Origin of the sequence: Leptothoe spongobia TAU-MAC 1115 (genome assembly GCF_018739885.1) — a bacterium.
Taxonomy (GTDB): domain Bacteria; phylum Cyanobacteriota; class Cyanobacteriia; order Phormidesmidales; family Phormidesmidaceae; genus Leptothoe; species Leptothoe spongobia.
In genome coordinates, this window is the sequence record NZ_JADOES010000018.1 from 62,731 (window position 1) to 75,450 (window position 12,720).

Annotated in this window: 6 protein-coding genes and 2 pseudogenes; 2 read left to right on the top strand and 6 right to left on the bottom strand. The window is 46.2% G+C overall.

Features of this window, described 5'->3' with window-relative positions:
• Positions 1-35: 35 nt before the first annotated feature.
• Both IXB50_RS10975 and IXB50_RS10980 read right to left on the bottom strand, forming a co-directional pair.
• The gene (locus IXB50_RS10975) at positions 36-3,053 is read right to left on the bottom strand and encodes a CHAT domain-containing protein (protein WP_215609009.1); all 3,018 of its coding nucleotides are present in this window, start codon (positions 3,051-3,053) and stop codon (positions 36-38) included.
• A gap of 46 nt (positions 3,054-3,099) precedes the next feature.
• Positions 3,100-4,818: a ShlB/FhaC/HecB family hemolysin secretion/activation protein gene (locus IXB50_RS10980; RefSeq protein WP_215609010.1), complete on the bottom strand. Its 1,719-nt coding sequence runs from the start codon at positions 4,816-4,818 to the stop codon at positions 3,100-3,102.
• Between the two features lie 662 nt (positions 4,819-5,480).
• Here IXB50_RS10980 and IXB50_RS10985 point away from each other — a divergent pair.
• Positions 5,481-7,835, top strand: a complete 2,355-nt coding sequence (locus IXB50_RS10985; RefSeq protein WP_215609011.1) for a heavy metal translocating P-type ATPase — start codon at positions 5,481-5,483, stop codon at positions 7,833-7,835.
• Positions 7,836-7,885: 50 nt separating this feature from the next.
• Here the strand turns inward: IXB50_RS10985 and IXB50_RS10990 are convergent, their stop codons facing one another.
• The 4 genes and pseudogenes from IXB50_RS10990 to IXB50_RS11000 form a co-directional block, all read right to left on the bottom strand.
• On the bottom strand, positions 7,886-8,725 hold the full coding sequence (locus IXB50_RS10990; protein WP_215609012.1) for an SDR family NAD(P)-dependent oxidoreductase: 840 nt from the start codon (positions 8,723-8,725) through the stop codon (positions 7,886-7,888).
• 22 nt (positions 8,726-8,747) lie between these two features.
• The gene (locus IXB50_RS22775; protein ID WP_407658805.1) at positions 8,748-9,989 is read right to left on the bottom strand and encodes a GAF domain-containing protein; all 1,242 of its coding nucleotides are present in this window, start codon (positions 9,987-9,989) and stop codon (positions 8,748-8,750) included.
• A 42-nt stretch (positions 9,990-10,031) separates the two neighbouring features.
• Positions 10,032-10,709: pseudogene (locus IXB50_RS22780) on the bottom strand (DevA family ABC transporter ATP-binding protein); the annotation flags it as partial.
• 469 nt (positions 10,710-11,178) lie between these two features.
• Positions 11,179-11,307, bottom strand: a pseudogene (locus tag IXB50_RS11000) (IS5-like element ISLesp5 family transposase); the annotation flags it as partial.
• Between the two features lie 155 nt (positions 11,308-11,462).
• Between IXB50_RS11000 and IXB50_RS11005 the strand changes: the two are divergent.
• A complete protein-coding gene (locus IXB50_RS11005; RefSeq protein WP_215609014.1) occupies positions 11,463-12,719 on the top strand; it encodes an adenylate/guanylate cyclase domain-containing protein in 1,257 nt (418 codons plus the stop codon).
• Position 12,720 lies beyond the last annotated feature (1 nt).

Consider the following 12,720-nt stretch of genomic DNA (forward strand, 5'->3'; position numbering starts at 1 on the left):
ATTGAGCCATCGCAGCAAACAGCTACTAACAGCGTCTATAACCAGTTACCGACCAAAACATAGGGAGCCCAGAAAAAGGGATGCTGTCGAAAGCGAGGAATTTCTAAAATTGAGAGCTGAGCACGACGTAATGCCTCTGCTTTGGTCACATCACCAGAAGTCAGCTCGTCATAAAATCGGCTGATCAGCAAAGCAGTTGCTTCATCACTGACTTGCCATAAAGAACCTAAGGTACTCCTTGCACCGGAACGGACCGCAGTACCAGCCAACCCTAATGCCGCTTGCTGATCACCAATAGCAGTCTCACAGGCACTCAACACCAGTAGCTCCACAACATCATCTGAGGTTGTTTGGTCTAAGCCAGTGGTCAGCAAGAGATCTCGAAGTTGGTGCACACTCAGTCGATCATTCCAGGTCAAGATAAAGGTTTCATCAAAACTGGAGCTAAATTGACCGTGGGTAGCTAAATGGACCACCGGTGCGTTGGCTGTCCGAATGGCCTGAGCAAATGTTTCACGGGTAAAGTCTTGATTGAGCAGGGTCCTCTGGGCAGAGAGCTTGGCTTCAACTTCAGCAATTTCAGGAGCCACATTAGGCAGGGAAGGAAATCCCTGACGCGCTTCTGTCAAACCAGCGGCTAATACACCCAGATTCTGAGGCTCAACTGAGGTAGGCTCTAATAATTGCAGCCCTGGCGTTAAAGCAATGGCATAACGTTCCATCAAATACCGTTGGCCATCATAGAGTGCCGCCATCGGTACATTTCGTAGGACACCGTCAGAAACAAATACCAACGTATTGACATCGCTATTTTCTAAATCCGTGATCAAGGGCTGCACTAACCAGTCATATACCTGTTGAGAAAGCTCCAAATAGCGCTGACTAGTCCGTTGCACTAGAGCTGTTCGTAGGTCTAACACGGTCGCCTCCAATTGAGGCTTAGAGACAGCACTGCTGTAGTGGCGAAGAGGCTGTCCTGGTAACCGGACAATTATATCCAGTCGATCCGGCAAAATAATCGGATAAACAACCGCCGCTTGCCGATCTATTTGATCAATCAGCACTGGATTAGCTGATAGACAAGCTTCCCTAAAGAAATTATCGAGTTCTGCCAGCTGTAGAGACTCTATGACAGTCCTCGCCTTTTCAAGATTCTCCGGTGGGACTGTTGTGTCCACCAACAGTAGACTAACAAGCTCGCGATGGATCGGTTCCACACCAGCTTGAAAAGCGGCTTGCACCTCAGGATTGATCGAGGCCAGGTCGCTACGTAGCAGTTGCAGAGTTTTGACCGATTCACTATAAGCCTTAATGGCTTTAGTGTAGTTAGGGTTTTGGTCGTTTTTAGAGCTGCTTTGAGAAATATTTGCTTTGAAAATCCGACCTAATTGCCACTGCCAACGATAGGAAATTTCTGGGGCATCCAGGCTTTGGGAAATCAGAAGAGCCTTTTGGGTAAAAACTTCAGCCTCTTGCCATTGTTGTGCCTGTTCATGCAGATATCCTAAACTACCCAGTACATAGGACTCTGAGCGTAGATCGCCTAATACCTTAGCATCCTCTTGAGCCAGCTGTAGCAATTGAATAATATCTGCCTGCGCGTTTACTGACGGCGTCCGCTTTGGCACTTCTAATGCAGGTGCTGTCTGGGGTATACTCCCATTCCCTCCTAAAAATTGTTCGACCAGATTGAGATTATTACGGGTGTAGGTATCAGCATCGATAGCCATTGCTGGTCCACGAACTGTTGTGACTGATGAGCGTCCTCCTAAAAACTGTTCGACTAAATTGAGATTGTTGCGGGAGTAGGTTGATGCGTCTGAGATGGTCCTACTCTCGATCATATTACCTGAGCCTGCAGTAGTCTCTGTAATAGATCCGATGGAGCGATCAATAAATAGACCAACCAAATCGAGACTATCGCGGGTATAAGTACTGGGTAAGGTTGTTGGGTTGGTTGCTCCCGAGTATCTTGGAGCTTTTTCTAAACGAGCATTACGTTGGCTGATTTTGAGACGACTCTCTGCCAGATTAATTTTAGCGTAGACAACGGCTTGGTTGGGGGGCAACTGTTCCAGTGATGGCTGAATTTGTCGAGCCAGTGCTTCTGCTCGCTGCCATTGTTGAGTATTGATCAAAACCGCCAGTTCACTCAGCTGGGCCTGAATAGTGGTAATGGGTTTTGCCGATTGGCTAACAACCTGTTGATAATATTGTTGTGCCGTTTCTAGCTGTCCTAGGGCTTCAACTGTATTACCCAAGCTCAACTGAATTGTTACAGTCAATTGCGATAGGCCCAATCGTTGGGCCATTTTTAAACTAGTTTGCAATGCGGTCTCAGCTCGCTCCAAATCACCAGCCACCCGTAAGGCTTCACCCAACATCTGCAGTCCTGTTGCTTTAATTTCAGAATCAGGCTGGTCGGCGAGGGCATCTGTCAAATCACTCAGGATGACAATGGCACGTCGATAGTGGCCCATAGCCTGCAATGCCTGGGCCTGGGTAAGGATAGAACGCAGCCTTCGATTTTCATCGCCCAGTTGGTCGTAGATTTCAGTGGCCGATTGCCATACTTGTAGAGCATCTAATGCCTTACCCTGATTGAGATACAGATGGCCCTGTATATCTAACATCCGAGCTAAGATTGATGATCGTTCCGCTATTGGCAACTGATCAACCACCTCTAACCCCTTGGCAATCGTCTGCCTGGCCTCAGACCAACGCCCCAACTGTTGATAAACAAAGGCTAGATTCCTAAGTGCCAGGGCCTGATTGAGGTTGTCACCATTACTTTGATACAACTCAATTACTTGTTGTAGCTGTGCAATTGCCTCACTGTAGGCACCGGCTTCAAACAAGGCACGACTTTGTTGCAAGTTCACATTCACCCACAACGGCTCTTCTAGTTCTCGAAAACCTGCCCTGACTAATCCTACTGGCAGAAATACAGCACATAGCAACGCAGTCATAAAACCTAAAAACAGACGTCGCCAACGGTGCTGCCAGGGGGCTAAAAATAGTCGCTTCAGGGGCCGAAAACTCAGTGGAACCATGGTATTAAACCCAGCATGAATCTAGCAATAATGTCAAGAACAAAGGTTAAAAAAGGCGATAGTTAATGGCAAAGTAAAGGCCGTTTTCTTGCAAAGACGATGTTCGTTTGTCAATGTCCACTAGGGGAATACCCCAATCCAGACGAGCCGTTAGTCGATCCCCCTGTCGCCAAAGTAGGCCTATGCCAGTTGAGACCAATACGTTGGGATCTGGGTTAGGACCATTATGATTCCAACCACTTCCCACATCCACAAAGGGCGCAAGCTGAAGCAGCCCATCAATATTACGGGCACGATACACTGGCAGACGGACTTCCCCTGACAGAGAAAGTCCATTATCGGTTAGCAACACATTTTGGCGATACCCACGCACTGTTTGCTGTCCACCAAGGCCGAATTCTTCTAGCGGTAGCAGATCATCACCACTCAGTTGTAGACTGCCCTTGAGCAATAACAGAGTTTCTGGAGCCAATAGCTTTACCCACTGGGCCTGCCCACGCCAGGCGAAAAACTGACTATCGGGAGCATTGTCATTAACAGTGGCATCTAACAGATCCAGACCTAGACTAAATTCAGAAAACAGCGCTAATACCTCACGATTGCCTGTTTGGGTCCATTCCTGAGAAAAACGCAGGGCTGACAGTCGGGTACGTCCGCCCGCATCAGCTCCAGGTGAGGGAAAGCCGACAGACTCGCCAATTACGTCGCCTAAAAAATCTGTCTTGCTACGCTGGTGTGTCAGCCTCAGTCCCAAAGCCAATTCCTCATTGGGAGTCTGTACCAGCGGTTGACGAAACGATACCCCATAGGTTTGTGATTCTGATTGAATATCCAAGAACGTAAACGGGTCTTCTATCACTGAGCTATCAGACAGGCTTACTTGCCAGCCGATGGTGCCGTTGCGAGCATTAATGGGAAATGCATAGTCCAAACTGATTTCATCACTGCCGCTGGTGTTGAGGTATTCCAGCTCAAGGGGATCTCCCTGGCCCAGCAAGTTATCTTCAGTTAGGGCAATTCCTCGTCGCCAGCTACCGACACTGGGAGAACGATTGTTGTCTGTGCGTAGCTCGACGTCAAACGTATCCGCTACCGTCACCTCTACATCTAAAATACTTGTGCCCGGCTCAGTCCCAGTAGCGAGTTCAGCCGTAATATTTTGAATCAGAGGATCGAGCTGTAGCAATCGGAGCCCCTCTAACAAACGCTCTGAGTTCAGCGGTGTAGACCCAGCCAAGGCTAGTCGACTACGGACATAGTTGGGGGATAGTCTCCCATCAATCGTGACATTGATATCTGTTAGCTGACCTTCCAGCACTTGAATTTGCAAAATGCCATCGGTCAACGTTTGGGGTGGAATATAAGCACCGGAATTGACATAGCCTTGATCTACATAGCGCTGCGTAATCGCTGAACGCACCTCAAACAAATCGGCTGGGGTTAGAGGACGATTGAGATAAGGGGCTGTAATCTTTGCTAAGTCTGACTCACTAAAGACCGTACTACCTATAACTTCAAAGGCACTGACTACAATACTTTCTGGCACCGTATCTGGAAGAGCAGGGGGGGGTGCGATCTCAGTCGGAGTGTCAAGGATGCTCTCGGACGGCAATGGCTGTATATCAACCGCTTCTGGAAACTCACTCTGAGCATATCGGGTTTGGGCCAGCGTTGACTCAGCAATCAGACTACTACAGGCAGCACACGTCCAAATCGATAGGCAAAACCGTAGACAATAAGAAACAGGAACACGCAGCAGGGTCATTTTATAGGATTGCTTTTATCTAGAGTCTTTATAAAAAGTCTAGGTAGGACAGTACGCGGTCTTAAGACGTGGCCGGTGTAATTTTACCGCGAAGACTTTTTTGAGGGGCATCTTGAATCATCTCTTTGCAAGCTTTACCTTTTGATACACTCTTTTGATCCTAAATCTTGTGAGCACTTGTGAGCAGTGTATGTATTGGTTGCATCGCAACGAGCGATTTTTAATATGCCTATGCCAAAACCTGTGAAATTCTAGGAATGGCCTTGAGGTTGCTGACCAAGGGATGGCTTAGGGGCCGTTTGTCAGCCAATCTCAAAGGATATCAGCACTAATATCTTATTTTGCAATGCGTTGCTCGGTGCAATGTCACACCGAGATTGCGGAAACACTAGCTAGTTATGGTTGATCCAGTATCTGAACGATTATATTTACTGATCTAGAGAGACTCTGCACTGAATCAACAACAATTACCATTGGCTCAACAGTGATATCTACATTGCAATAATTTTGACTACTAGTCAGCCTTTACAGACGCTGATAACTGGTGAGCTTTATAGCTGTAAGAGACTGTTGTGCCTTCTACTTGATTTAGGTTTTCTTAAGATAACGTCAAATCGATTCAACCGGCGTTAGGCTTTAGTGGTTAGAGCTCTTACCCGTCTATGTCTTCAACAGTTTTACCGCCGCCTGATGCGTCTGAACTAACCTCATCAGCCGTTGCTGTACTGAATGTAGATGGGATGATGTGTGCTGGCTGTGTGCAAACAGTTGAAACCCAGCTGCAGCAGTGTGATGGTGTGGCGACGGCAGCTGTGAACTTAGTGACTAAAGCAGCTGCGGTGCATTATCAGGCAGGGCAAGTTGAGCCTGAACAGTTAGCTACAATCTTGACCGATGCAGGATTTCCTAGCCGGGTACGTCAAGGTAACGATCCTGGGAATTGGTCTGAGCAGCAAGAGGCTGATCAGCAGGGACAAGTGTGGCGTCTTGCGATCGCACTCACCCTCTTAACCTTCTCGATTATTGGCCACTTAAACCACGTTGGCAATTTCCACAACAGATTTGCGTTCCCTGTTATCAATACCCTGGGTTTTCATTTTGCTTTAGCCTCGTTAACCCTGGTGGGGCCTGCCCGAGGCATTTTGCAAGATGGGTGGCATGGAGCTAGACAAGCACGCCCCAATATGAATACCCTGGTGAGCATTGGGGCCTTGAGTGCTTACCTGACCAGCGTAGTGGCCTTAATTTTTCCTCAGCTGGGGTGGGAGTGCTTTTTTGATGAGCCGGTGATGCTACTCAGCTTTATTTTGTTGGGTCGGACTCTAGAAGAACGCGCCCGATTTCGTGCGACTGAAGCGCTACGCAGCTTGATTGCTCTACAGCCTAATGATGCTCGTTTGGTGACTAGTAGCGAGCTGTCTCAAACCATAGAGATTCCCATTAGCCAGGTACAAGTGGAGGATAGGTTACGGGTATTACCTGGGGATAAAATCCCGGTGGATGGCCAGATTGAACAAGGTCAAACCACGATAAATGAATCTATGGTGACGGGAGAAGCCTTACCTGTTACCAAGCGGATAGGCGATCAGGTAATCGGCGGCACCTTAAATCAATCCGGGAGCATTACCATCAAGGTCTGTCGGACCGGAGCTGATAGTATTCTCGCCCAAATGATTGCTTTAGTGGAGTCTGCCCAAACCCGCAAAGCTCCGATTCAGGGGTTAGCTGATCGAGTGTCAGGCTACTTTACCTATGGCATTCTCAGCCTGGCTCTGCTTACATTTCTCTTCTGGTACGGCGCTGGCTTAGTCCTCTGGCCAGAAGCGGCTCAAGCGGCTCTGGATCCTCACCACATGCACCACGGGCATCAGCTACTAGAAACCTCCAGGTTATTGGTGAGTTTAAAGCTTGCGATCGCAGTTGTTGTGATCGCCTGTCCTTGTGCCCTAGGGCTGGCCACCCCCATGGCAATTTTGGTAGGGTCAGGCATTGGAGCCCAGCGAGGTTTGCTGGTGCGGGGTGGGGACGTACTAGAAACAGCCCACCGTTTGGACACTGTTATTTTTGACAAAACCGGTACCCTGACCACTGGACACCCCTGGGTCACCGACTGCATCAGTTATGCCGACAATCTGTCTCAGGATGATGTCATTCGGTTAGCGGCCAGCGTTGAGCAAGAAACCCGACATCCCCTAGCAGCCGCAATTCTGGCAGCAGCAAAGCAACGACAACTTACACTAGTTGAAATCACTGACAGCGTGACAACTCCAGGGTTAGGCGTCACTGCAAAATTGCAAGAACAAACCGTATACCTTGGCAATCAGGCGTTGTTAGCTAAAGCGGATATCGCTACTAATGCGGCTGATAATGACGCCAACTCCTTAAATGATCAAAGTAGTACCCTCGTTTATATTGCTGTTGATGGTCAGTTAGTAGGCTTAATTGCCGTGGCTGATTGCCCCCGTGACGATGCGAGCACTGTCATCGATCAACTTAAGCGTAGGCACCTGCAAGTGCAGCTTCTCAGCGGAGATCGTTCTGATGTTGTACATCGTTTAGCCCGTGATTTAGCCATTCCTATGGCAAAGGGGGAAATGACCCCAGCCGCTAAAGTTAAAGAGATTGAAAAACTGCAGCAGGCGGGGCATTATGTCGGCTTTGTTGGAGACGGCATCAACGATGCTCCAGCCCTGGCCCAGGCAGACTTGGGTATCGCCATGCATTCAGGCACTGATGTGGCCATAGAAACTGCTGATATTGTGCTAATGCGAGATCAGCTGACAGATGTATTAGCCGCCTTGGACCTTAGTCGTAGTACCTTTAATAAAATCCGTCAGAACTTGGCCTGGGCCTTTGGTTATAACCTGGTGTGTATTCCTTTAGCGGCGGGTATATTATTACCAAAATTTGGCATTGCCCTCAGTCCTGGTTTTGCAGGCGGCTTTATGGCCTTTAGCTCCATTGGCGTAGTGTTAAATTCGCTGCTCCTACGCTGGCAATTGAGAGAGCAATCTTGATGGTTAATATTGTGTGGTGCGTTCTTAGCTTACGTATTGGTCAGATATCTTTAACGCTTGCGCGAAGACTGCTTAAACCATGAGAGCACTAACCAATCAACGATGAGATCGCTTAACAGCCTCTGCAAAAACTTTAGAATCTTGGCATCTACTGTAGTGCAGTAAACGGTTTTGGGGCATTTAACCATGGCGGCTGCCACCATAGCCTTTACTGTACTATCTACCCCAGGAGCCTGATCATAGCTCCTAGCCATAGAACGTCTAAATCCATCGACTAAAGGCAAATAATCGGCAGGATGGTCCACTCGATCCAATAAACCAAACGCAACACCAGCAAACTCTGTTTTGACAACTCCAGGTTCAATAATAATTACCTCAATACCCATATCTCTAACCTCTTGGCGTAAAGCCTTGGCAATACCTACTAAGGCATGTTTGGTTGATGCATACCAACCTGTGCATGCTATTGAGAGATGACTTGCGAGGGAAGCGGTGAAAATAATTCGACCACTTTTCTGCTGGCGCAGAGTGGGGAGTACAGCCTTGAGCACTCTTGCCACACCAAAAACATTGACGTCATATTGTTTTTGGATTTCTTCTGTAGCGATACTTTCAATTGTTCCATAAGCTCCATAACCAGCATTCACAAAAACAACGTCGATCCTTTCTTGCTCAGCGAGTATCTGTTCTACACCGGCTATGATCGAGGCATCATCTGTCACATCCATCCCTAAGAGATGTGCCCCTTTAATAAGCAGCTCTTGCATTTTCTCAACACTTCGAGAAGTTGCATAGACAATACAATCCAGTTCTAACAGCCTTTCTGCGGTGGCTTTTCCAAATCCTGACGATGCCCCAACAATCAGCACTACTTTGGAGTTGATTGACACTGCTACTAACTCTCCTTAGAAATCAGCTCAAATACTGATAGGCTCGACGCATACAATGGATACTCGTTTGGAAAACACTTCCTAATTCACGGACAAACTCCAAGAGTCTTGTTTCGTCCTCTGAATCAAAGGACATGTCACCCATTTTGTTAATGATCTCTATAACGGCAATCACTTCACTATTTTGGGGATCCAAAATAGGTAGAGCCAGTATATTTCGAGTAATAAAACCGGCATCTTTATCAATTTGTGGATTAAAGCGATGGTCATCATAGGGGGATGGAATATTGAGGGTTTTTCCTGTTACCGCAACATACCCTGCAATCCCAGTATCAAGCGGCATCTCAATTGCAAAAAGATTATTGTTGTCGTCTATGGCTGTATTAGTCCGTAGCACCTGATTTGTGAGATCCACTAAGAACACGGCAACTCTCTCTACTTGAAGGGTCTGACCAATCTTGAGAAAAATAACCTGAAGCAGCACTTGAAGCTTTTGCTTTAAAACTGATTTGTCAGGAGATGTACCAGAATCTAAAAAAGATTGAAGTTCCTGGTTAAGTTGATCGAGAAAAGCAATAAATTTATCTGTGGATAGAGATTCTACTCGTCGCCTTAACTCACGGGCATTTTGAATCAATGATTGATGCCGAGAAACGTTGGTTTCTCGCGCATATAAAATACTGGTTTCCAGAACATTTCCTAGAAATTGGGTCAATTCATAAAACCTGGCCTCATCTGCCTGGCCAAAAGCTGCATCACCAATTTTATTGAGGGCTTGGATAACGGCACACACTTCATTACTGGAGTTAAAAATCGGCATACAAAGGATACTTCTTGTCCTAAATCCAGTATCCTTATCAACTTGAGGATTAAATCTAGAATCGTTATAAGGGTTAGGAATATTTAGGCTTTCTCCCGTCGTAGCAACATGACCGGCAATACCAGAATTTAAGGAAATTTCAATATTAATCGGTTCTCCAGAGGTACTGCGTGCGCTTTGCGACCAGAGCTTATACCGATCTCTATCTACCACAAAAAAGGTTACTTGTTCGGCAGCTAGCAGCTGAGAAATTTTGATAGAGACAGTCTGTATAATTAAGTTTAGTTTTTGATTAACAGAACGGTTTTTGAGCAGATTCATCGTACTTAGAATCTGCTCGAATTCTTTATTAAGCTGCTTCAAGAATGTGGAAAATTGCTCAATGGATAATGGATCAATCAACGTTCTAATTTGGCTGGTTTCCATTTGAAAAATTTCCGACATCAAGTTATTGATGTTCAGCAAAAGTTCACCCTTAGCCTGGGATAAACGACCATCTTCTAAACTGATAATGCGATCAGCAATATCAAGAATTCGATTGTCATGGGTCACTAACACAATGGTGCAGCCTTGCTGTTTGGTGAGCTGTTGCATCAGTTCAACCACATCACGCCCACTGCTTTTGTCTAAGGACGCAGTCGGTTCATCAGCTAGTAGAATTTTGGGTTGATTGACCAGGGCACGGGCAATGGCGACCCGCTGTTTTTGCCCTCCTGACATTTGGTGGGGATAGCTTGTTATCTGGGGCTTTAAACCCACGGATTCTAGCATCGCTTCTGCCCGCGTCTGGGACCGCTTTCTTGATAGGCCAGCGTTTAGCTTTAGTGCCATCTCAACATTTTGTCTGGCAGTAAAGAAGGGGACCAAATTATGATGCTGAAAAATGTACCCTAATTGATGACGCAGTTCTAGCCGTTCGCGATCGCTTGCATTAGAAAAATCTCGATTGAGAACCTTTAAACAGCCTTCTTGAACTGATCGTAAACCGGCAATTAATGTAAGTAGCGTGGTTTTACCAGACCCTGACGGACCCGTTAGAATCACAATCTCTCCAGATTCAATGGAAAGGTTAATGTCATATAAAACCTGTTGACGTAATGTCCGTCGACCATAGTAATGATTGAGGTTTTCAACCTCTATAATGATTTGCTTATACACATTCATGGGCTCTTACCTAAAGAGATCAACAAGCTCTACATCCTTGAGTTTTACAATTGCCACTACACTAACGACTGAACGACCGAACAGGTAATAAACGTTAGCACAAACAATGTTTTCCATAGTAGAATCACCCAGATAACTCTATTCGGTGAAATGTCACACCGAATAGATTGACATTCCAGTCTTAAGAAAACGCCTAAAGGGCAAATACAAAGCCAATCGTTTACCGTAAGGCCAGTCCATAGATCACTTTGAAGGTCAATAGTGAGCCTCCAACCCACGCACGGTTCAAAACCGAACGCTAATTGAGTGCTGTCGCTAAAGCGATAAAGTCGGCTGAAAGCCTATATCTCTAGCTTTTAACGATTTCTTAAACCCTACTCTGCGAGAAGTCTTGCGCCTATAGTGGGTTTTGCCCTGTCACTTTGAGTGCAGGGCGAGATAACGCCACCCTGCCAGGTACAGGATCTGAGTTCCCTGCCTTTTGAGTATTTTTTCGCGTTACAAACACCTCATCACTCAGCCATAACGTCAGACTTACTCACTTCACCAAGGCAGCATTATACTTAGACCAGTTGCGGTGTTTGTAGGTGCGCTTCATCGGTACCGTGTTTGTGTGGCAACTACACTTTAGCGACTTCTATGGCTCCGCAGCTGCTTTATTCACGCAACAAAGCCGTTTAGTAGGTGAACTTAAAGCCTCAAATCAAAATAAACTCGGCCACGTCCCTCATTATAGTTTGCTATTTGTCCAAGATGAATTCTGACACCTTTATTCCAGATCCCAGTGCACATCCTCCCCTGGAATCAGAGATCATACGCTTACGTAAAATAGTTGAAGACTTAACACTAAAAAATAGCGAGATGGAAACCCTCGTCGAGATTATTACAGAACACTCAACGACTCTGGAAAATAATCTCAAAGAACAGAATCAAATCATGGCGGATTATATTGAACAAGTCAACACAATTACGGCAGCGGCTATCACAGTTCAAAACAATACCTTTAATCCTAATAGTCTGACATCTATCTCTGCTCGAACGGATGAGCTAGGCAACCTGGCCCAGGTTTTTTCAGAAACAGTGCAGTCTGTCAAACACCATGAGCAACAGCTAATTGAGGCCAATAAACACCTTTCCGATCTTTTAACGGCCTACAGTCGATTTGTCCCCCATGAATACCTAACATTTCTCAAGCAGGAGAGCATTATTAATATCCAACTGGGGGATCACGTTAGTAAAGAGATGGCGGTTATGTTTTCGGACATCCGATCATTTACAACCCTGTCAGAACACATGAGTCCCCAGGAAAACTTTAACTTCATTAACGCTTACCTACGACGAATTAGCCCAGAAATTCGCAATCACAATGGCTTCATTGTCAAATATCTAGGTGATGGCATGATGGCGGTCTTTCCCGAAAGCGTTGATGATGCATTACGTGCGGGGATTGCCAAAGCTAAGCGAGTGCAAGAATATAATCAGCATCGTCTGTCTGCCGGGTACGAACCATTGGAAGTGGGCATTGGTATCCATGTAGGGCATATGATGGTAGGCATGGTTGGGGAAGCCAACCGGATGCAGGGGGATGCTTTCTCAGATAATGTTAATTTAACGGCTCGGCTAGAAGGGCTAACCAAATACTATGGTGCTTCGCTACTTATTTCAGAAGAAGTTCTGCTGCAGTTAAGTCAACCTGAACAGTACACGGTTCGATTATTAGATCGTGTTATTGTCAAAGGGCGTCGAGAGCCCATTACCATTTATGAAGTATTGGAAGCCGACGTTGAAGCCTCTCGCTTGCTCAAAAAGAAGACGCTATCTGTCTATCAACAGGCAAGGAAATTCTATCAACAGAGTGATTGGGGTCAGGCAAAGAAGTGTTTTGAACAGGTTCTAAAAACCAATCCAATTGATAGAACAGTCCAATTTTATTTGGAACGGATTCAGCAGTTAAGCCAACGGAACTTCTCTGAGGACTGGCATGGCATTTGGAGCTTCACACAGAAATAAC